General features: G+C 58.9%; 19 protein-coding genes. 11 read left to right on the plus strand and 8 right to left on the minus strand.

Going from position 1 to position 19,225, the window contains the following annotated elements:
• Window positions 1–384 carry a c-type cytochrome gene (locus RVM24_RS17055; protein WP_106694173.1) on the minus strand — a complete coding sequence of 128 codons (384 nt, stop codon included), beginning with the start codon at window positions 382–384 and terminating at the stop codon, window positions 1–3.
• Window positions 385–520: 136 nt separating this feature from the next.
• Between RVM24_RS17055 and RVM24_RS17060 the strand changes: the two genes are divergently transcribed.
• The 3 genes from RVM24_RS17060 to RVM24_RS17070 all read left to right on the plus strand — a co-directional run bounded on the left by RVM24_RS17060 (window position 521) and on the right by RVM24_RS17070 (window position 3,437).
• Window positions 521–1,741 (plus strand): sensor domain-containing diguanylate cyclase, encoded by a 1,221-nt coding sequence (locus tag RVM24_RS17060; RefSeq protein WP_138437344.1) that lies wholly within the window; start codon window positions 521–523, stop codon window positions 1,739–1,741.
• 74 nt (window positions 1,742–1,815) lie between these two features.
• Window positions 1,816–3,102, plus strand: a complete 1,287-nt coding sequence (locus RVM24_RS17065) for a serine hydrolase domain-containing protein (RefSeq protein ID WP_431474432.1) — start codon at window positions 1,816–1,818, stop codon at window positions 3,100–3,102.
• 107 nt (window positions 3,103–3,209) lie between these two features.
• Entirely contained in the window at window positions 3,210–3,437 is a 228-nt protein-coding gene (locus tag RVM24_RS17070; protein WP_058092899.1) for a hypothetical protein, read from the plus strand.
• Window positions 3,438–3,439: 2 nt separating this feature from the next.
• Here RVM24_RS17070 and RVM24_RS17075 read toward each other — a convergent pair whose 3' ends face one another.
• Window positions 3,440–4,453 carry a hypothetical protein gene (locus RVM24_RS17075; RefSeq protein WP_431474433.1) on the minus strand — a complete coding sequence of 338 codons (1,014 nt, stop codon included), beginning with the start codon at window positions 4,451–4,453 and terminating at the stop codon, window positions 3,440–3,442.
• Window positions 4,454–4,617: 164 nt separating this feature from the next.
• Here RVM24_RS17075 and RVM24_RS17080 point away from each other — a divergent pair, with 164 nt between their 5' ends.
• The 3 genes from RVM24_RS17080 to RVM24_RS17090 are packed head-to-tail and all read left to right on the plus strand — an operon-like array spanning window position 4,618 to window position 9,140.
• The gene (locus tag RVM24_RS17080; protein ID WP_058092897.1) at window positions 4,618–8,160 is read left to right on the plus strand and encodes a 7TM diverse intracellular signaling domain-containing protein; all 3,543 of its coding nucleotides are present in this window, start codon (window positions 4,618–4,620) and stop codon (window positions 8,158–8,160) included.
• Window positions 8,153–8,698 carry a hypothetical protein gene (locus RVM24_RS17085; protein ID WP_058092896.1) on the plus strand — a complete coding sequence of 182 codons (546 nt, stop codon included), beginning with the start codon at window positions 8,153–8,155 and terminating at the stop codon, window positions 8,696–8,698. Before RVM24_RS17080 ends, RVM24_RS17085 begins: the two co-directional genes overlap by 8 nt.
• 28 nt (window positions 8,699–8,726) lie before the next feature.
• On the plus strand, window positions 8,727–9,140 hold the full coding sequence (locus tag RVM24_RS17090; RefSeq protein ID WP_058092895.1) for a response regulator: 414 nt from the start codon (window positions 8,727–8,729) through the stop codon (window positions 9,138–9,140).
• Window positions 9,141–9,165: 25 nt separating this feature from the next.
• On the opposite strand, the gene RVM24_RS17095 is transcribed toward RVM24_RS17090, so the two are convergent.
• Window positions 9,166–9,438 carry a hypothetical protein gene (locus RVM24_RS17095; protein ID WP_058092894.1) on the minus strand — a complete coding sequence of 91 codons (273 nt, stop codon included), beginning with the start codon at window positions 9,436–9,438 and terminating at the stop codon, window positions 9,166–9,168.
• Between the two features lie 571 nt (window positions 9,439–10,009).
• Here RVM24_RS17095 and RVM24_RS17100 point away from each other — a divergent pair.
• Window positions 10,010–10,246, plus strand: a complete 237-nt coding sequence (locus tag RVM24_RS17100; protein ID WP_058092893.1) for a hypothetical protein — start codon at window positions 10,010–10,012, stop codon at window positions 10,244–10,246.
• Here the strand turns inward: RVM24_RS17100 and RVM24_RS17105 are convergent.
• The gene (locus RVM24_RS17105; RefSeq protein WP_058092892.1) at window positions 10,215–10,727 is read right to left on the minus strand and encodes a 3'-5' exonuclease; all 513 of its coding nucleotides are present in this window, start codon (window positions 10,725–10,727) and stop codon (window positions 10,215–10,217) included. The two genes, RVM24_RS17100 and RVM24_RS17105, sit on opposite strands and share 32 nt — an antisense overlap.
• Window positions 10,728–10,877: 150 nt before the next feature.
• On the opposite strand from RVM24_RS17105, the gene queC reads away from it, so the two are divergent.
• Both queC and queE read left to right on the plus strand, forming a co-directional pair.
• Complete coding sequence (gene queC / locus RVM24_RS17110; protein ID WP_058092891.1) at window positions 10,878–11,543, plus strand: 7-cyano-7-deazaguanine synthase QueC; 666 nt, start codon at window positions 10,878–10,880, stop codon at window positions 11,541–11,543.
• Complete coding sequence (gene queE / locus RVM24_RS17115) at window positions 11,543–12,199, plus strand: 7-carboxy-7-deazaguanine synthase (RefSeq protein ID WP_058092890.1); 657 nt, start codon at window positions 11,543–11,545, stop codon at window positions 12,197–12,199. Before queC ends, queE begins: the two co-directional genes overlap by 1 nt.
• 43 nt (window positions 12,200–12,242) lie before the next feature.
• Here the strand turns inward: queE and RVM24_RS17120 are convergent, their stop codons facing one another.
• From RVM24_RS17120 to RVM24_RS17135, 4 genes are all read right to left on the minus strand, one after another.
• Window positions 12,243–13,286 carry an AraC family transcriptional regulator gene (locus RVM24_RS17120; RefSeq protein WP_058092889.1) on the minus strand — a complete coding sequence of 348 codons (1,044 nt, stop codon included), beginning with the start codon at window positions 13,284–13,286 and terminating at the stop codon, window positions 12,243–12,245.
• 144 nt (window positions 13,287–13,430) lie between these two features.
• A complete protein-coding gene (locus RVM24_RS17125; protein ID WP_058092888.1) occupies window positions 13,431–14,318 on the minus strand; it encodes an alpha/beta fold hydrolase in 888 nt (295 codons plus the stop codon).
• 112 nt (window positions 14,319–14,430) lie between these two features.
• Complete coding sequence (locus tag RVM24_RS17130) at window positions 14,431–16,191, minus strand: ExeM/NucH family extracellular endonuclease (RefSeq protein ID WP_431474434.1); 1,761 nt, start codon at window positions 16,189–16,191, stop codon at window positions 14,431–14,433.
• Window positions 16,192–16,200: 9 nt separating this feature from the next.
• On the minus strand, window positions 16,201–17,103 hold the full coding sequence (locus tag RVM24_RS17135) for a WYL domain-containing protein (protein WP_431474435.1): 903 nt from the start codon (window positions 17,101–17,103) through the stop codon (window positions 16,201–16,203).
• Between the two features lie 248 nt (window positions 17,104–17,351).
• Here RVM24_RS17135 and RVM24_RS17140 point away from each other — a divergent pair, with 248 nt between their 5' ends.
• Both RVM24_RS17140 and RVM24_RS17145 read left to right on the plus strand, forming a co-directional pair.
• Entirely contained in the window at window positions 17,352–18,635 is a 1,284-nt protein-coding gene (locus RVM24_RS17140; protein WP_431474436.1) for an MFS transporter, read from the plus strand.
• A 162-nt stretch (window positions 18,636–18,797) separates the two neighbouring features.
• Entirely contained in the window at window positions 18,798–19,223 is a 426-nt protein-coding gene (locus tag RVM24_RS17145; protein ID WP_072675787.1) for a MarR family transcriptional regulator, read from the plus strand.
• Window positions 19,224–19,225: the final 2 nt, after the last annotated feature.

Here is a 19,225-nt window from a genome sequence, read left to right on the forward strand (position 1 = left end):
TCAGGTTTCTGCCGGCCGCGCCATGAATTCGATGAGCGCCTGAAATTCTGCGGTGTCGCAGTCCATGCACAAGCCGTAGGGCGGCATACCACCCATGCCCGACACCACGTTGTCCACCAGCCGCTGCATGCCTCCCTCCAGGCGCCTGTTCCAGGCTTCGCTGTCACCGGTCAGGGGGGCATCCGAAGTACCCCGGCTGTGACAGGCCATGCAGGAGCGCTGATAGATACCAGAAAGTTCAGGGTCTTGAGGGCGGGCTGTTTCGGCATAGTCCCGGATGGCCTGTTCAGAAGGGCCGGAGGGTGAACAACCGCCAATGATCAAGGCAAGGCTGGTAATGACCAGCAGCCTGGCGTGAGTATGGTGCAGAGGGTGTTGAATCATTGTTTTTGCCCAAAACAAAACTATGTGTCACGTTTAGTTTTGTGGAAATGCCTGGAAAATGCAACCTTGCCTCGACTGAACGTGTGAAACTGTCTACTTTTCCTATAGGACAGCTCCCCAAGGCAAAAGGAAGACTATGCAGCCTGAACAACCAGAGCGAGGGAAAGAAACCGGCTGGAGTAGCAGTCAAAGCCCTTTGCGCCGTGCCCTGTCGGCCACCCTGGTGTACCTGGTGGCAGGTATCATCTGGATTACGTTTTCTGACCGGATGGTGGAGATCTGGTTTGCAGACCCCCGGTCCCTGTCAGCCATGCAAACCTGGAAAGGGTTTTTGTTTGTCGCGGTCACCGCGCTGGTGTTATTCACCGTTATGCTGCGCTTGCTCAGCAAGGATCGTTTGTTGCTGTCGCTCCAGCTGGACCAGCGGCGGGCGCTGCGCCAGAGGGAGCAGCAACTGCGGGTATTGATGGATAACCTCCCGGGCATGGCCTATCGATGCCGGAACGACGACAGCTGGACCATGATGTTCGTTTCTGGTGGCTGTGAGCAGCTGACCGGCTATCTGCCCGACGACCTGATCAACAACAAGCTCGTCAGCTATGCCAGCCTGATGGATCCGGATGCAATCGAACAGGTGTCCGAAGAGGTCGCCATTGCGGTGCGCAAAGGCCGGTCTTTTTCCCTGGAGTACGCTATTACCCGCAAAGACGGCCGTAAGGTGTGGGTCTGGGAGCGTGGCTGCGGTGTCGAGCACGATGACGGCAGTGTTTTCCTGGAGGGGATAGTGCTGGATATCTCCGACCGCAAACAGCTGGAAACCGAGTTGGAGGAGATGGCCACCCGAGATCCTTTGACCGGCCTGCTCAACCGGCGGGAGTTCTCCAGAGTCCTGGAGGAAGAGTTGGAGCGCGCCCGCCGCTATGAACGTCCGATGGCGCTGTTATGGATTGATTTTGATCACTTCAAGGACATCAATGACAGCTGGGGCCACGCTGCTGGTGATACCGTGCTCTGTGCGGTGAGCGAGATCCTGACCGACCGGGTAAGAAGTGTCGATTCCGTCGGCCGGTTTGGTGGCGAGGAATTCGTTATTGTGCTGCCCGAAATGGATGTGGAGGGTGCCCGGGATACCGCCGAGCGTTTGCGCCAGCGGGTAGGTAACGCGCCGATACCGCTGGAGTCTGGCCACTCGGTGCCATTAACCATCAGCGTGGGTGTCGCGGTTTATCCTGTTCATGGTCACACAGTGGAAACACTTTGCAGCGCAGCGGACAAGGCGATGTATCAGGCCAAAATGCAGGGTCGCAACTGTGTGGCCATGGCGCAGCCGATCGAGCCGGTTCATAATGAAATCTGATAAAGGCTGAAATGTCGGCCCCAGCAAGTGTCCCGGGAGGGGCCAGTTCTCAATAACGATAAAAGGCGTCCGTTATGCATTCACTCGCCCGCCGTGCCCTGCACACCTGCGATATTCCGGAAGACCTGACCTCTGTCACTTTCCGCAATCGTGACACCGAACACCCGGATCGGGTTGGTTTACCGCAGGACGCAGTGGAATCCGTATGGCGTAGTGTGGAGGGCTTGTACCGGACCGGTGTGCACCCGGGAATCCAGCTGTCGCTCCGTTACCGGGGCGAGCAGGTGCTGCATGGCGCCATGGGCCATACCCGGGGCAACGGCCCCCATGATCCCGCCGCTCTGCCCAGGCTGCCGATGACCACGGAAACCCCGATCTGCTATTTCTCCGCCTCCAAGGCGGTGACAGCGCTGCTGATGCACATGCTCGCAGAGCAGGGCCTGGTGAATCTGATGGACCCGGTTTCCTACTACTGCCCGGAGTTTGCCAAGAACGGAAAGCGCACCATCACCGTGCACCAGATCCTCTCGCACCGGGGCGGTATTCCGGCGATTCCCCGTGAGACCCCCATAGACGTGCTCTGGGAGCGTGATGAAATCTGGCGCCTGCTGTGCGCTGCCAAACCGGTCGAGGTGGACGGCGCGAAGGTGGCTTACCATGCCATTACCGGTGGCTTTGTGTTGCAGCGGGTCTTGGAGAAGGTCACGGGCGATACCATCGAAAATTACCTGGACCGGTACCTGCGCAAACCTATGGGTATGAAGTGGTTCACTTACGGAATCGCCCCGGAGAAGCTGCACGAACTGGCTACCAATTATGCCACCGGCCCGACCCCGATGTTTCCGCTGTCGTGGATCGTCAGCCGGGCCCTGGGCGGAGACATTCGCACGGTGGAGAAAGTCACCAACGACCCGCGCTTCCAGGAGGCGGTCATTCCCGCCGGTAATCTCTGTGGCACCGCGGAGGAAATGGGCCGGTTCTTCCAGATGATGCTCAATGGCGGGGTCTGGAATGGTCAGCGAATTTGCAGTGAGTTAACCATCCGCCGTGCCATCCACCAGTTCGGTTCATTGCAGATAGACCGTACCATGATGATCCCCATGCGCTTCAGTGCTGGCATGATGCTGGGCGGCAACCCGGTAGGACTCTGGGGGCAGCAGAGCAGTTATGCCTTTGGCCATGTAGGCCTGATCAACAAATTGTGTTGGGCGGACCCGGCCCGGGATATTTCCGTGAGCCTGCTCAACACCGGGTTTCCGATCGTGGGTCATCACTTACCTGCACTGGCCAGATTTGTCTATACTGTGTGCAGGCAGTTCCCGGTGTTGCCGGAAAACAAGCGAAGGCTGGTGGCTGCCTGAGTCAGTAAAAGTGAAACCTTGTTCATTCTAATTGCACTTTGTCTGACAGTTCTGCAAAATCGGCATTCTGAAACGGATTATTCACCAGACTCAAAGGATGAGGCACCATGGACAAACCGGAACTTCCCCCGCCTGAACTTCAGCGCGTCAAGCTGGACCAGCACGACAGCGTACGCAGCCATGTACAACAGCAGGTATGCGACGAGGTCCAGCGCCTGGAACGCCGTATCGAAACCCTGCGACTGACCAAAGCCCCCCATGCGGCCATCATGATCTCCACCTACGAGCGTATGATCAGCCGGAAGAAAGGCTTTCTGCAGAACTGGGATCTGTGAGCCTATTTGCGGGTTGAGGCCGACGCCGCGCTCCAGTTGGCGATGGCCAGATCTTCGCTCTGGTTGACGCAGTTGTTGGGATTCTGCTTCGTTGCGTCGTCCTCTTCTGCACTGTCGTCCGGTACACGGGCGGGCTCGCCATCCGAGGTGTAGATATGCACGGTATCCATGGCGTAGTTGATCTCCACCCGCAGGCAGTCTGGTGTCGTGTTATCCGCACCGTACCGGCTCAGGTCGATGACCGCCTGCTCGGTATTCTTGATGAACAGCGTGTCGAGCTGAGCATCGGTTACAAACGTTTGGCGTAGCTCGACGCCCCCGTGATTCCGGCTGACGTAGTCGGCGGTGGCGTATTCTGGCTGGTTGTAGCCGCTGGCAACAAACTGCAAGGCGTCAAAGCGGGAGCCGGCCAGCACACTCAGCAGCTCCGGCTGCTCTTCCCTGACGTCATCGTTGACGCTCCGGGCCACATACTGAATGGTCCGATAGACCTTTTCGGTAAGCTCGCTGCCTTCGGGGCCCTCGGGCAGATATCGCCAATCGAGGGTCTGGTAGTTCCATTCGTAGTCGTTCAGGGGCTGGAGACTGAAGGACGCTGCCTGGTCGGTAAACCGGATACGGGCGCCGGCACTGCGGGTGTTGTAGTTGCCGGCCTGGGACAGCGCGATACGATCCCGGATATAGCGCCTGCCTTCATCAAAGTTGGTAATACCGCCCACGCCGATCACCTGGTTCATCAGGTCCAGGGGATTACGCACCCGGGTATAGTCCTGGCCAGTGTCGTCTGGCTGTGCTCCGATAAAGATATCGATATGCCGCCGGATTTCTTCCACCGTAGCCAGATGGTCTTCGTTGTCGGCGTTATCGCCAGTGGGTTGTATGCCCTGGTAGAAATCGCTGAACCGGGTGAAGCTGAGGGTATCCGGTGCCTGCTCGGTGTTGGTCAGGTCAAAGGTTGAGAACACCAGGTCAACATTGGTTGCCGGGTTGAACGCGGAGGAACCGGTGCTTTCCATCCGACACCCCGACAGGGTAAGGACGGACAGGGAAACAGCAACAAAAAGGCAGGAATGTCTCATTTCAGGTGGCCCCGGGGTGCGAAAAAACGGGTGAAAGGCTAAAGTGACTTGTGCTGACAATAAACGATAAAGCACGCAGCTACCCGCGCGGAGATCACATTTTGCAGCAACGGTTTTCCGAAACACTCAACCGGGTGCTCGTCGCCCTGTTGATGCTGGTTGTTGTTTCCCTGCCCTCTCTGGTGCAGGCGAAAAGCGCCTGTCCTGCCGGGTCGGTGGTGCTGGATAGTACGACCAGCAGTGTGCGTAATCTCGATGGCTGTATCTGGTATCTGGAAGATGCCGGCCATGAACTGGTCATTGACGACATCCTGGCCATGCCGAAGGAGCAGTTCAGCCTGCACCGGGGGGGCGTGCTTAATTTCGGTTATACCGACTCGGCCTACTGGACCCGTTTTGATCTGACCACCCGCGGCAGCCAGGTTGCCAGCAACTGGATCCTGGAACTGGCGCTGCCACTGGTGGATGAAGTCTGGCTGTATGTGGTGCGTGACGGTCGGGTGGTTGAGCAGCGCCGTGCGGGCTACCTCGACAACTGGGACGACCGGGATCTGGCCGTGCCCAACCCGACCTTCCGCCTGCAGTTGATGCCTGATGCCACCACCACCGTGTATCTGCGAACCACCACCACCAATACCTTCAGGTTGCCGGTAACACTCTGGCACCCGGACAGTTACATTGAGAAAGTCTCCATCGATGAAGCGGTCAGGGGCGTGCTGTTGGGGGCCATCCTGGCGATCCTCGCCTATAACCTGTTTGTTGCTGTGTCAGTCCGGGAACGCAGCAACATCTATTATGTGCTGTACCTGGTCTGCGCGGCGGTGTTTATCGGCACCGAACAGGTGCACGGGGTTCAGTTGCTGGACAACCGGCCACCGATTCTGGACAAGGCCTACCTGCATTTTCAGATCATCCTGACCTGGTTCTTCGGGTTGCTGATGGCCCGCTCTCTGCTCGAGACCCAACAGCGTTCCCCGGACCTGGACCAGGTCATCCGCCTGTGCCTGTATTCGGTGGCGGCCACCTTCGTGTTGTCGTTCTTCATGCCCTACTCGGTGGCGATGGAATGGATTGTGGTGGGGTCCATTCTGTTGAGCCTGATCCTGATTGTGGTCAGTTACCTGTCATGGCGCTATTACAACCCGGCGGCCCGGTCCTACTTCTTTGCCTGGACCATCGCGCTGATCGGTTTTGGGATCTATGCGCTGACGGTCATGGGGTATGTGCCCCTGAACACCTTCACCACCTATGCTCCCCAGTTTGGGTTAGTGGCTCAGATCATTCTGTTCTCCTTCGCCCTTGCCGATCGCATCAAGCAGGTTCAGGGCGAAGCGCTGGCCTGGAACCAGCGGGCACTGGCTAATCTCCAGCGCTACCAGTCTCTGTTTGATAACGCCATTGAAGGGGTGTTCCAGATGTCGCCAGACCGGCGCTTTGTCACCGCCAATCCGGCGATGGCCGAGTTGTTGGGCTACAGCAGCAGCCGCGAGTTACTGCAGGACAACCCGGATGTGCTGGAAACCTGCATCGCCGATGACAGGCTGCGGCGCCTGGTGATAGAGCAACTGGAAGTCCGGGGCATGGTCAAGGGTATTGAGGCCCGCTATTTCACCCGCAGTGGTGTTGAACGTTGGGCCACCATCTCGTTGCACACGGCTTACGATCTGGATGGCGAGCCCCTGCACCTTGAAGGTACCTGCATTGATGCGACCGAGAGTCACCAGCGCCAGCGAATCGAGCGGGAGCGTGAGCAGGAGCGCCTGGAGAAAGAGCTGGCCCGACACTCAGCCCAGGCCAAGAGCCAGTTTTTGGCCAACATGAGCCATGAGATCCGGACACCGCTGGCGGCCATTATCGGGTATGGCGAAACCCTGCTGGACCCAGACCTTGATGAGCGGGAGAAACGCAGCAGTGCCGAGACTGTCGTGCGCAGTGGCCGACATCTGCTGGAGTTGGTCAACGACATCCTTGACCACTCGAAGATCGATGCCAACAAGCTCGATGTCGATGTGGTACCGGTCATGCTGCCGGATTTGCTGGATGAGATTCGCGCCTTTTTCGAGCCCCGGGCCCGGGAAAAGGGCCTGGAATTCACCATTATCTGCGACTTTCCCCTGCCCGAGCAGATTCTGACCGACCCAACCCGGTTTCGGCAGATCATCATTAACCTGTGTGGAAATGCGCTTAAATTCACCGAAAAAGGAACAATTTCTCTGATTTTGCGCTGTGACCGAGAAGCCGAAACCCTCTGTGCCCGGGTTGTGGACACCGGCATTGGCATGAAGCCGGAGCAACTGGAGCGGCTGTTTGATCCCTTCGCCCAGGGCAGCACGGCTATCTCCCGACAATACGGCGGGACGGGGTTGGGACTCAGCATTTCCCGCCGGCTGGCCGAGTTGCTTGGCGGCAGTATCCGGGTATCCAGTACCTACGGTGAGGGCAGTGAGTTTGACGTCTGCATTCGCACCGGCGACCTTGCCGACGTTCATTTTCTGCGTGACGCCTCGGAGTTGAACCAGCGCCGACGGGGTATCGCCTCGGTGTTGGCCCCCAGGCTCAAAGGCCGGATTCTGTGTGCTGAAGATAACGACGTGAATCGGCGCCTGGTATCCATGCTGGTAGACAGAACCGGTGCCGAACTGGTGCACGTCAGTAACGGGGCCGAAGCGCTGGAATTGGCTAGCCGGGAGCGTTTTGACCTGATTCTGATGGACATCCAGATGCCGGTGATGAACGGCCGGGATGCCACCCAGGCATTGAGAGAAGCCGGGGTAAATACCCCAATCATCGCCCTGACAGCCAACGTAATGACGGAAGACATTGCCGAGTACCGGCTGGCGGGCTGTAATGAGCATCTGGCCAAGCCCATCGACAAACAACGCTTCTACGAGGTGCTGGCGCGGTACCTGACGGTTTGCCCTGAAGACTATCAGGGCGATACGCGCCAGTACTCGGGTAAGGTGCTGGTTGCCGAAGATAACGACGACAATCGTTTGTTGGTTGAGCGGATGTTGCGGCGCTTTGGTGTTGAGCCGGTTCCGGTCGCCAGTGGCGATCTGGCCGTCCGGCTTGCGCTGGCCGACACCGTGCATCTGGTCCTGATGGATCGCCATATGCCGGAAATGGACGGTGTAGCCGCCACCCGCCTGCTGCGCCAGGCCGGGTTCCGCCGCCCGATCATTGCCTTCACGGCCGGGGATCAGACAGAGAACGATGCTCTGCTGGCGGCGGGCTGTGATGGGGTGCTGAACAAACCGATCGACCAGTCGCATTTGCAGGCCATTCTGGAACGGTACCTGGTGGCGTCACCGGCCTCAGCGGTCACTTCCGATGATCTGGCACACCTGGTGCCCCGGTTTCTGGGCGGGCTTGAGGGTCGGCGGGAACGCATGCGTTTGGCATTCCGGGCCAGGGATGCGAGCGCACTGCAGATGGAAAGCCACCAGATCAAAGGCACGGCCGGTGCCATGGGCTACCCCTTGATGACGCGCCAGGCGACCAGCCTGGAAAACCGATTGAGGGAAAATCCGCCGGATTGGGCGCGAATCGGCAAGGAACTGAGAACTCTGGACGAGATGATTGAACGGGCGCTGCAGGGAGCGCCAGATGAGCGGGAAACAACACAGGAACAGGCCAATGACTGAAAACCGACAGCAACAGGAACAGTATTCCCTCAGCATGATGTATGGTACCTACGCCGACGTGTTGTTCGTGCTGTTTCCGTTTCTGGTGATTGCCATGCAGCGGTTGTGGGATGGCAATCTTTACCAGACGCTGATGCGCCCGGACCTGAGCATCGCGGCGGCGATACTGGCGGGTCTGGCCATTGGCAAATTTGTGCTTGGCCTGGTGACCAATCGAGAGCTTGGGCGTTACAAAGAGCGTATTGTGTTCTTTATTGCCTTGACGTTGTTCGTGGTGCTGGGCCCGGCGATTATCCTGATACTGAGTATCACAGCCAACGCACAGGTCCCGGGATTTGTGGCGTTTGTGCAGCCGGTCTTGTTGATTGTGGCCATTTCGCTCTACACCACGGCGGTGAGTATCGCCAATATTCTGGTGCGTACCAACCAGGGGCAGTCAGGGGCGGAGGTGTCTGAAGCCACGTCGCAGTCGAAAGATGGTCGTCCCCGGCCCGCGCCCCTGGATTTGCCCAGACGAACCGGCAACGATGGCTACTGATCGGTGCGGATAATACAGGAGACAAGGGATGACGGATCTGAGAATACTGGTAGTGGAAGATGAGCCCGTGATGCGGGAACGGCTCGCGGAAATGCTCTACAAGGCGGGCGCCACACAAGTGGCTGAATGCCCCGATGCGGCCTCGGCCCGGGCGGCTTTCGATGCCAGCGAGTACCATATTGTCCTGCTGGACCTGGGTTTGCCAGATGGGGATGGCCATGAGCTAATGACGAGGTTCAAGCAGATTCGGGAGGATCAGCATATCGTGCTGGTCACCGCCGATGACTCCATTGAGAGCATTCAGCGGGCAATCAGTGCCGGTGCCAATGGCTATGTGGTCAAGCCCTACTCCCAGGAAAAAATTCACGATGTGGTGAATAACTACGCCATCGTGCATGGCGGCGATATGGCGATGATGCAAGGGCTGAACCGGCGCCACTGACCGGTTCAGCGCATCGTCAATGCAATCAGGCGACCTGGCGGGCAATCCAGGAGTTATAACGGGTGGCCAGGGCACGCACGTAACGCGCTTCGGATCCATCCAGATTGCTCAGAACCCCTTTGAAAATCCAGCCTCGTTCATACAGGCCCAGCACCCGCTGTTCGTCATCCAGATTGACGCGCTGATTGAGTTTCTTACAAATTGCATCCAGCAGCGGCAACTTTTCCGGGCGCTTGATCGGAGCCTGACGATTGCTGATCGGCTGATTGGCTGCGCGGGTTGTCGGATGTCTTCTCATGATGTTCTCCTTGTCGTTTTGCGGCTGCAAAAACAAAAAACCCCGGGGCCTGAGGCAACCGGGGTTTGGCAGAGAAGCTGCCCCGGTCGCCGCAATGGCTCCCGGGACTGACCGAAAGCCGTTAGATGTCTTTCACCATGGCGCGCACAGACTGCCCGTGACGGCAACCGGTGGCGGAGTAAGCGGTGGTCTTGGTAATCATCCTGGTCATATCAGCTCTTTGGATTCGGTTCACTTACCAGTGTATAGGCAATTGGCCGGTTTGCAATAGCCCCGGTGATTCGGCAAACCCGTACAGACGTGGCGAAGGTCGATCGGGATAATTCCCAGCGTCACGTGTTTTTACGTTGTGCAATCCGCGGTACCTCCGTATCAGGTATCGAATGGATCTCTCCTTTCTACGCAGCCGAATTGGCTGCGTTTTTTTTGCCCGGATATTGGCAGGCCAGGGTGGTTTCGGTTAGTTCGTAGCCACTAGTCCGTACAGCCTCTTGGGGTCGTTTTTGCGATAATTCGTACACTAACTTAATGCATTGAATTATCCGAAACCCAGAGGTTGAAACCGAAGAAAATGCCCGACGAACCCGGATCTGCCCGTAACAAATTCCGTTCCGATTTCATGGTTGAGCTTGCGTTGATTGTCGCTGTGGCCGTTTATCTGATGATGGCTCAGGGGCAGGCAGTTGGAGAAAATCTGTCGTTCACCGTGGTGGGCGCGGCCCTGATGGCCCTGGCCACCTACTGGACGCTTCACACCGTCCGTGACGGCCTGGAAGTTATTGCACTGCGGCTTCGCCCTGGCAAATAACCCGCTCCCAGGTTTTGTGCAGGATCAGCGCGTCGTTGGCGGCCCGGTGAACCGGTAGTCCCAGGTCGGCAATGACTTGTTGGCGGGTGCCCGACCACTGCCGCACCTGGGCCGGGTTCAGCAGCATGGACACCGATTCCAGCTGGAACTCCGGGGTTTCGCCGGCGGCCCGGAACAGCCGGTGCAGCCAGAAGCTGTCAAAGGTCCAGGCGTCGCAGAAGATCTGCTCCGGCAACAGCCTGTTCAGCGCCCGGGCCACTTCCCCTACCGGTGTGCCTTCCTGCTCCAGCCGTGCACGGGAAATGCCGTGTATGGTTTCCGCGCTCTCAGACCAGTCCTGCCAAAGCACGTGTGGTCGAATCAGCCAGCTGTGCAGGCTGCCATTGGGCATGCACACGCCAACTTCGATCGGATAACTTGCGATCAGATCGAGACTGGATGCTTCAAAGTCGATGAATGCCGGGCTGCTGTCTGAGTTCATTGAATCGTTGCTGGCTGTTTGTCGTTTTCCATCGAGTTTACCCCTGATCTTCCCATGACGCGAACCCAAGCGGCTCTGGCGCTGTTACAATATAGCCATGGTTTGTAAAAGCCCAATGACAAATCCCCTTCTTTTCCTGGTGAATACCCCATGACTGACACCGTTGTCGTTATCTATTCCGGGGGCATGGACTCCTTTACCCTGCTCCATCTTGCCCGGGCCCGTGGCTATAAAGTGCATGCACTGTCGTTTAATTACGGTCAGCGCCATGTACGGGAGTTGGAGGCGGCAGCTGCGGTGTGTCAGGCGGAGGCGATTCCCCACAAGGTGATTGATATCCGCGCCATGAGTGAGGTGATGGCGGGGTCCTCACTGACCTCAGACATTGCCGTGCCGGAGGGGCACTATCAGGAAGACAGCATGAAGTCTACGGTGGTACCCAACCGCAACATGATCCTGCTGTCGCTGGCCACCGGCTATGCCGTCACGGCCGGTGCACAGGCGGTCTGGTTTGGTGCCCATGGCGGCGATCATGCTATTTACCCGGACTGCCGGCCGGAATTTATCGAAAAAATGGATGCGGTGTGCCGGGTGGCCAATTACCAGCCGGTGGCGGTTGAGGCACCTTTTATGGCGCTGGACAAGGGTGAGATCCTGGGTGAGGGGCTGAAGCTGGGCCTGGACTACAGCCAGACCTGGACCTGCTACAACGGCCGGGAACTGGCCTGTGGTCGCTGCGGCTCCTGCGTTGAACGCCTGGAGGCGTTTGCGGCTCATGGCCTGAAAGATCCTCTGGCTTACGAGAGTCGCGCCTGATGTACCGGGTAAAGGAAGCGTTTTACACCCTGCAGGGGGAAGGCGCCCAGGCGGGCCGGGCAGCGGTATTCTGCCGGTTTAGCAAATGCAATCTGTGGACCGGACGGGAGAAGGATCGGGCGGGGGCTGTCTGCAACTTCTGCGATACCGATTTTGTCGGTACTGACGGCCAGAATGGCGGTCGTTTCGAGACTGCCGTGGAGCTGGCCGAACATATTCGTAAGCTTTGGCCCGACGCCCCGGGCCGACCCTACGTGGTTTGCACCGGTGGGGAACCCCTGTTGCAGCTGGACAAACCATTGATTGATGCCTTCCACGCTTCGGGTTTCGAGGTAGGGGTGGAAACCAACGGTACCCTGCCGGCACCGGAGGGAATTGACTGGTTGTGTGTCAGCCCAAAGGCCGACGCCGAGGTGGTGATTACCGAATGTGATGAGCTGAAACTGGTGTATCCCCAGCCCTTGGCCCAGCCGGAACGGTTTCTGGGTATTTGGGCCAGGCACTATTTCCTGTCACCGATGGCCTCGCCGTCTGTGCCGGATCAGAATGATGACCCGGTCAAACGCAGCAACACCCGCAAAGCGACCGAGTATTGCCTGGCGCATCCGCAATGGCGCCTGACCCTGCAAATGCACAAGATCCTGGGCATTGACTGACCGAATGCCCGGGTGAGCCCCGCAGGCACTCTCCGGTCATGCTTCAGGCCGTTCGGCGCAGGGCCGTTTCCCGGGTGCGGAAATGGCTGGGGCTCAGGCCGGTCCAACGCTTGAAGGCCCGGGTAAAGTTGGCCGCATCGGCATAGCCAAGGGCATCGGCAATCTGGCTCAGGTTCATGCCCGTGTTTTCCAGAAGTTCCTTGGCCCGCTCAAGGCGAACCTGATCCACCAGTTGCTGGAAGCTGGCCTCTTCTTCCTGAAGGCGGCGTTTCAGGGTGCGCTCGGACACAAACAGAGTAGCGGCTACCCGCGCCAGTTTTGGAGGAAACGGATGACTGGTCTCGATGACCCGTCGAACCCGGCAGGCAAAGCCGGCATCCTCCTTTAACTGCTTCAGGGCTTCCTCACACTGCGCCCGTGAACTGGCAGCAAGCTGGTCGTCGCTGAATCGCACTGGCAGGCAAAGCTGGCTGACGGGCACGATAAGCGCGTTCTCGGTCGCGCCATACTCCACCGGCACCCCGATACGATTGCGAAAGCGGTGGAAGTGGTTGGGCTCTGGCCCGCGCCGAAGCACCCGTGTGCCGGGCACCAGGGTGCCGGTCAGTTGGGCGCCCATGGTGACGCAGCCAAACAGAACCGCATCCAGCACAAAACCCTGCAGTGGCCCCAGCTCGATGTCGCAGGTCACGTTATACCAGGCGTTCTGCCCGGATACCCGTTTCTGAACTTTCAGGTGGGGCGCTCGCAGCGTCAGGTAGCGGGTCATCAGCTCCAGTGCCTCTTCCAGGGTTCTGCTGCTCATGACCGCCGTCCCCAGGGCGCCATGCAGGGGGAGCTTGAGCTCCCGGGCGAGCATGATGCCAAGGCCCGGTTCGCCACTCTCGATGATGGCGCGGGTAACAAACTCGCTGGCCTGGGCCTGGCTGACTCTTACTTCCGTTGAGTTCAGGCGGGTGGGGTCAAGACCGACCCGAAGAATGAGATCCCTTTCGTCCACTCCAATGGTGTGCAGCAATTCGGCCAGGGTATGCAGGTAGATGGCCGGCATGCCCAGATCCTGTACAGTAGAAACTGAGACGCGCATGGGTTTCCTCGTCAGCGACTGTTCTTGTTATGTAAGGGTGTTCAGTATTGCTGATTATGACCGTTTGCCCGGGCCAGCCCCATGACTTGATTGACGGGTCAATGGGCCAGAGAGGCCAATTCGGCACCTCTCCGGTCAGTCATTTCAATGGTTATGGCGCCGGATGAAGGTTTCCAGAACCTGGGCGGAACGGCCAGGATTTTCCAGCATGGGCAGGTGGCCGACGCCCCGGAATACATGCACATCGGCGTCTGGTGTGGCGGTTCTGAACCAGTTTACGCAACGGGTCGGGGTGATCACGTCTTTCTCGCCCCACTGCACCTGCAGCGGTGGTGTGCCCGGGCCGAGATACCGGGCCGGAGCCAGGGCGTCAGCGAGCATGTCGTTGAATATGTGTCTCAGCGCTTGTCGGCGGTTCAGAAGGTCCGGGCCCAGTAATCCGGCCATGGCCAGCCCGGGTAACGTTGGTTTGCCGGTGCCCACACTGTTGAACATCCGGTAGACCCCGGCCCAGTCCTGGGGAATCAGGATGGCATCGCGATCAGACTCAAAGGGCGCGTCAATATCCACATCCGCATGTTCCGGGATACCGGCGCTGTTAAGCAGTGTCAGTGACCGGGGAGGCTGTTCCAGCTTATGGGCCAGAATCGACGCAATGGCGCCCCCCATGGAGCTGCCGGCAATGTGCAGGTTGTCTGTCGCGTAGCCGGATAGCCACTCACTCAGCCGTCGGGCCTGGCTTTCATAGCGGTAGCAGGCGTCGGCATGGTACTGGCTCTCGCCCAGCCCCGGAACATCGGGAACCAGCAGGTGCCAGTCCGTGGGGAGCTTCTGCATCCAGAAGGCCCAGTTTTCTTTCATGGCGGCAAAGCCATGAATCAGCACCAGGGTTGGCCGCCCGGGTGCCGGTTTGCCGCGCTCCAGGAACACCATGCGGTGGCCGTCAACAATGGCCTCCTGGCGTCGCGCGCGCAGCAGCCAGCGTTGTCCGGTGCGGGCGACCGGCCATAGGTTCGGGGTCGGGACTTTCATGGATACGACAACCTCTTGATGGTAAATCCGAATTCCAGTTTACCGCCCCTGTTGTGGGGTGCTATTGCCTGCCCGCCCCGATCTGGCGTCGGTGCGGCAACCGGGTTCAAGGCTATGGCAGCCGGATATCCGTAATCACCGGGTTGTGATCCGAAGAGCGCCAGGGGCCGCTGACCGGTATCCGAGGTGGTTGGTCGTAGCCCAGGGCCCGGGGTTCATCGGCATTGATGTTCCACGTTTGGGCGTGGGTAACATGGGGCATCAGGCTGGCTGAAGCCAGGGCATAGTCGAGGCTGCCTTTTCCTCCCCGGTATCGGTAACTGTGGTGTGGGCAGTGGTCCGGTTGGCAGGGATGGAAGTGGTGCACCAGGCTGGTAAAGCCCTGTTGAAAAAGCACCTGCACCGGGTCTTCCTGAGCGTAGCTGTTGAGGTCGCCGGTGATCAGGGTGCCAGCGAGCACGTCCGGGACGGGAAGTGAATCAAGCCAGCGGAGCATGGCGTCGGTGGCCCGGGTACGGCGATGATTAAAACAACCCTGGCCGTCTTTCTGATCTGAATCTTTGCTGCTGGCATTTCGGCAGGATTTGGATTTCAGGTGCGTCACTACGATGCGAACAGCCTGGTCGCTGTGCCGGGCCTGGAACATCTGGGCCAGGGGAGGCCTGCCCATGGGCTCTGACGGCTGTCGGTCGGCGCCGCCGACAGGGGTTACCCGGTCTGTCCGGTATAACAGGGCGCTGCGAATGGCGTCGGAGCCGTCATCGCCGGGTGTCGCCACAAATCGCCACTCGGCGCCAAGCTGCGCGGCCAGTTCGGCAACGGCACTGTCTGGGCCATAACCATCGTTTTCAAGTTCGGTGACTGCCAGTATGTCCGGGTCTGGTAAGGTGAGAGCTGCCACCAGCCGCTGGCTCTGGTCCTGGAAGGCGGCCAGGCTCTCTGCCCCCCGGGCAGTGGGAAAGCCGGCACCCTGGCCGTTACCGTTGAAGTAGTTCTCCAGGTTCAGGGTGACGATCCGCAGGTGGACGTCATCGGGCTTGCCGGGTGGTTGCGGGCGCTCGTTGCTGGCTTTGAAGACCGGTTGCCTGTCTGGCTGGACACGCCACTGGCCAAAGCGGAAATCAAGAACGCCCTGCAGCTGCGAGACGGTATCGCCGGCGCGTACCGTGTTCTGCCCATCAAGCCCGCCCGGTGGCCAGGGCACGGGATCGGGATTGCGCACGGCCAGCCCATCGTCCAGAAACACGCGGTGTTGATGGTTGTTGCGGGCCTGCCTGACGGCTGCTGGCCCCGGTGCCAGGTATTCCGTCGGGATGACTTGATCCTCGGCGGCCAGAGCAAGCTCTCCGTAAAGGGCAAGGTTGTAATGATCAATAACGGTCAGCGGGGCGGCAAAGCGAACCCGCATGTTCTCAAGGCTTTCCGGTGGTTGTGACCAGGGCAGTGAGACTTCGATGGGTTTGGGCAGCTCGCCCTCGCCGCAGACGGTAAGTTTGCCGACATCCACCAGCTCCGTCAGACCATGATATTCCTTGACGGTCCCTGTCAGTCGCAGGCGCTGGCCGGGCTTGCCCGCTGCCTGGCGTGTGTAGATGAACAGGGCTTCGGAGGTGGCCGGGTTCTGGTCCGTTTCAGCGTCAGCCTGTTGCAGGTAGAAACCACCAAAACCACCTTTATGGCGACTGTCCCGGGTGAGGATGCCTTCGACGGTGACGGTTTGCCCGACCATGGGCGAAGCGGAGCCGCTCCCCTGAATGGTGTGGATGGCAGTGGCCGGCGCGCCACATGCCTCGGCCACTGCCTGCGTCGGCACGCAGAGCGTGGTAGCCAGGCCGAGGGCGGCGTTGAGCAGAAGTCTGGAAAGTGTCGTCACCGGGCCAGTCTAGCAGAGACCGGCCACCGCTTTGAGTGCCCGTTCGCGTTTGCTGCCAAAGCCAAGCTGGTCCGGGTTGGCCAATTCCAGCTGCTGCACCAGTGGGTCCGGGTGGCTGTTATCAAAGGTAATTCCGAGCCGGGACAGGACATAGGGTGCCAACGCTGCGCGGGTTTCGATGCTGAGGTAGCCCTTTTCCATACCGTAGTCGTTGGCAATGATCTGTTGCTGGGCTTCGGTCAGGCGCTGATCAGGTGCGATCTCCAGGGTGACCAGGCGTTGCCAGTCTTCATCCTGCTGCGCGGCGTGCCTGGATTTCTGCCGTAGTGCTTCCGGCTGGCCCTGAAAACGGCTCAGGGCGAAATCCCGGAATTCCCGGTTGGCATTGCACCAGGCCCGCACGTGCCAGCTGTTACCCGTGCATACCAGTGAATGCGGCTCCAGCAGGCTGTCGGCGGCTTCCGGTCGGCTCAGGGACACGTAACTGGCCTTGAGTTGGCGGTGATAACGGGTAGCGTTAACCACAGCCCGCATGGTTTCCGGGGCGATGCGCCGGGACGGTTCCGGGATGACGGCATTGCCCGGCAGTCCAAGGTCCAGGTCAGAAAACGTGTCGCTCAGGCTCTGTTGCCGCGCAAGCAGGTCTTGATACTCGCTAACCTGGCCTCGGGTTACCACCGGTTTGAAACCGGCTGCCGGCACATAGCCTTTCAGGTGCCGGTCGTAAACCAGATTGCCGGGAGCCAGTTCCCGCAGGTAGGTGTTGATATCCTTCGATGCCTGCTGGCGACCGATGCCAAAACTGTGGCAGATATGGTTGGTGGTCAGGCGTCCTTCCCACAACGCAATGATCTCAATCAGTCGATAGCGAAGCAGTAAATCCCAACGAATGGGCCAGTCCGTTTTCTTCATAACCAGGCGCTCATGGTCCGATAAGTAGCTTGACGTTTATGTTACCCGCTACGGCTATCGGGTTCTGTTACGGCCCATTAATGTAAAACATTGTCAAATACCGCGCCACTGTTGGGTTCAGGGTCTCGGCAACTGCTTAGTGGAGTCGCCTGATGATGGCTGGTTAAATACCCGCCAGCAGACAACCGATAACGTTGCTATCTTTTCTTTACTGTCACCCAGATGTAACTCTTTACCCGGAGCTCCTCATGACCCGAATGGTCACATCCCTTTCGGCGCTGATCCTCAGCATTGTTTTGCTGGTCAGTGGCAATGCATTTCTGATGACGCTGCTGGGTATTCGACTGAGTATCGAAGAAGTCTCACCCAATGTCATTGGCTGGGTGCTGGTGTGCTATTCCATCGGTTTTGTCCTTGGCACCCTGTATGTCCACAAGATTATTGGCAGGGTAGGCCATATCCGCGCCTTTGCGGCATTTGCTGCCATGGCTGCCGTGGTGTCGCTGATGTATCCGATGGCGGTGTCGATGATTTTCTGGGCGGTCCTTCGGGTACTGTCTGGCTTCACCATCGCCGGTGTGTTGGTGGTGATTGAAAGCTGGTTCTCCAGCCGTGCCACTAACGCCAACCGGGGTGCGCTGTTTGCCGTTTACCAGATTGTTTTCTACTTGTCGGCCGCCGGCGGCCAGTTGATTGTCAACGTGGGTGACCCGGGCAGTTTCCTGCCGTTTTCGCTGGCGGCCATCCTGCTGACTCTCGCCCTGATTCCTCTGGCTCTCACTCGAATGGAAGCGCCGTCGATTGAGCAGGTGCACCGGATGTCGATCTTCAAACTCGGGCGGGAATCATTTTCCGGTGTCGCTGGCGCGCTGATCAGCGGCGTCATGATTGGCGGCTTCTATGCACTGGGGCCGGTATACGCCACGTTAGTCGGGCTGGACGTGGCCAGAACTTCGACCTTCATGGCCAGCGCCATCATTGCTGCCATGTTGTTGGCCTGGCCATTGGGCCGGGTGTGTGATCGATTTGACCGGCGCCGGGTGATGTTCTGGGTGGCGCTGATTGCTTCTGCTTCGGCCGTTGGGGTTGGCGTTTTCGGGGCGGCAAGCCTGACGTTGCTCACCCTTCTGGTAGGGCTTTTTACCGGTCTGTCGGCCACTCTGTACCCAATCGCGGTGGCCATCACTAACGACCGCATGGACAGCAACCGGATTGTCGCCGCCAGTGCCACGCTGTTGCTGAGCTACGGTATTGGCAGCGTAATCGGGCCGATCACCATGGCGGAGTTAATCAACATCATGGGGCCCTCCGGGCTGTTCTATGGCAACGCCGGCTTCCTGTTGCTGCTGGCGGTGATCACCAGTTATCGGATCAGCCACACTGACGATGTGCCAGTGGAGGAGCAGGAGCATTTCGTGCCTGCCATGCCGGAGGCGTCTCCGGTGCTCTCAGAGCTGGACCCGCGTAATACCGAGTTCCACGAATCACCGGAAGTGGAAGAAATGCAGGAGGAGTTGCGTCAGGCTGGCTGACGCACCTTTCGGTTTTCCCCAATTATATTTTCACCATCATATCTGTTTTTATTTCAATGGTTAGCTTACTATTGGTGAATTTCCAATAAGGTAAGTGTTTTCTCGGTTTTCGGGGTGGCGTTTGCTTGTCCCATGCCGGATCACCATCAGGAGTATTTAACCATGAGAGATCAATTCCCGTTTGCCGTTGCCCGGGTTACCCGCCGCTGGCGCAAGATGCTGGATGAGCGGTTGAAAGACCTGGGGGTCACGCAGGCTCGCTGGAGTACCATGGTGTATCTGCAGCAGGGCGGTGAAGGCCTGACCCAGCGCGAACTGGCCAGTCTGATGGCCATTGAAAATCCTACCCTGGTCCGGTTGCTTGATAGTCTGGAACAGCAGGAGTTGATTGAGCGGCGCCCTTGCCCGAATGATCGGCGCGCCCGCCGGTTGCATCTGACCAAGGCCGGTGCTGCGTTCATGGATGAGCTGTCCGAGCGGGCCGCTGTGTTGCGTGAAGAGATGCTGGAGGGCGTGACTGATAAGGAAATCGAATGCGCGCTCAAGGTGTTCCACAAAATTATGGATAACGCCGAAAAGCAGAAGTAACG

The sequence above is a fragment of the Marinobacter sp. KM021 genome, assembly GCF_050707965.1.
Taxonomy (GTDB): Bacteria; Pseudomonadota; Gammaproteobacteria; order Pseudomonadales; family Oleiphilaceae; genus Marinobacter; species Marinobacter shengliensis.

What these genes read in the sequence shown, in the direction of transcription:
- RVM24_RS17055 (WP_106694173.1), bottom strand. Translation starts at nt 384, where the DNA reads ATGATTCAACACCCTCTGCACCATACTCACGCCAGGCTGCTGGTCATT.
- RVM24_RS17060 (WP_138437344.1), top strand. Translation starts at nt 521, where the DNA reads ATGCAGCCTGAACAACCAGAGCGAGGGAAAGAAACCGGCTGGAGTAGC.
- RVM24_RS17065 (WP_431474432.1), top strand. Translation starts at nt 1,816, where the DNA reads ATGCATTCACTCGCCCGCCGTGCCCTGCACACCTGCGATATTCCGGAA.
- RVM24_RS17070 (WP_058092899.1), top strand. Translation starts at nt 3,210, where the DNA reads ATGGACAAACCGGAACTTCCCCCGCCTGAACTTCAGCGCGTCAAGCTG.
- RVM24_RS17075 (WP_431474433.1), bottom strand. Translation starts at nt 4,453, where the DNA reads ATGGAAAGCACCGGTTCCTCCGCGTTCAACCCGGCAACCAATGTTGAC.
- RVM24_RS17085 (WP_058092896.1), top strand. Translation starts at nt 8,153, where the DNA reads ATGACTGAAAACCGACAGCAACAGGAACAGTATTCCCTCAGCATGATG.
- RVM24_RS17090 (WP_058092895.1), top strand. Translation starts at nt 8,727, where the DNA reads ATGACGGATCTGAGAATACTGGTAGTGGAAGATGAGCCCGTGATGCGG.
- RVM24_RS17095 (WP_058092894.1), bottom strand. Translation starts at nt 9,438, where the DNA reads ATGAGAAGACATCCGACAACCCGCGCAGCCAATCAGCCGATCAGCAAT.
- RVM24_RS17100 (WP_058092893.1), top strand. Translation starts at nt 10,010, where the DNA reads ATGCCCGACGAACCCGGATCTGCCCGTAACAAATTCCGTTCCGATTTC.
- RVM24_RS17105 (WP_058092892.1), bottom strand. Translation starts at nt 10,727, where the DNA reads ATGAACTCAGACAGCAGCCCGGCATTCATCGACTTTGAAGCATCCAGT.
- queC (WP_058092891.1), top strand. Translation starts at nt 10,878, where the DNA reads ATGACTGACACCGTTGTCGTTATCTATTCCGGGGGCATGGACTCCTTT.
- queE (WP_058092890.1), top strand. Translation starts at nt 11,543, where the DNA reads ATGTACCGGGTAAAGGAAGCGTTTTACACCCTGCAGGGGGAAGGCGCC.
- RVM24_RS17120 (WP_058092889.1), bottom strand. Translation starts at nt 13,286, where the DNA reads ATGCGCGTCTCAGTTTCTACTGTACAGGATCTGGGCATGCCGGCCATC.
- RVM24_RS17125 (WP_058092888.1), bottom strand. Translation starts at nt 14,318, where the DNA reads ATGAAAGTCCCGACCCCGAACCTATGGCCGGTCGCCCGCACCGGACAA.
- RVM24_RS17135 (WP_431474435.1), bottom strand. Translation starts at nt 17,103, where the DNA reads ATGAAGAAAACGGACTGGCCCATTCGTTGGGATTTACTGCTTCGCTAT.
- RVM24_RS17140 (WP_431474436.1), top strand. Translation starts at nt 17,352, where the DNA reads ATGACCCGAATGGTCACATCCCTTTCGGCGCTGATCCTCAGCATTGTT.
- RVM24_RS17145 (WP_072675787.1), top strand. Translation starts at nt 18,798, where the DNA reads ATGAGAGATCAATTCCCGTTTGCCGTTGCCCGGGTTACCCGCCGCTGG.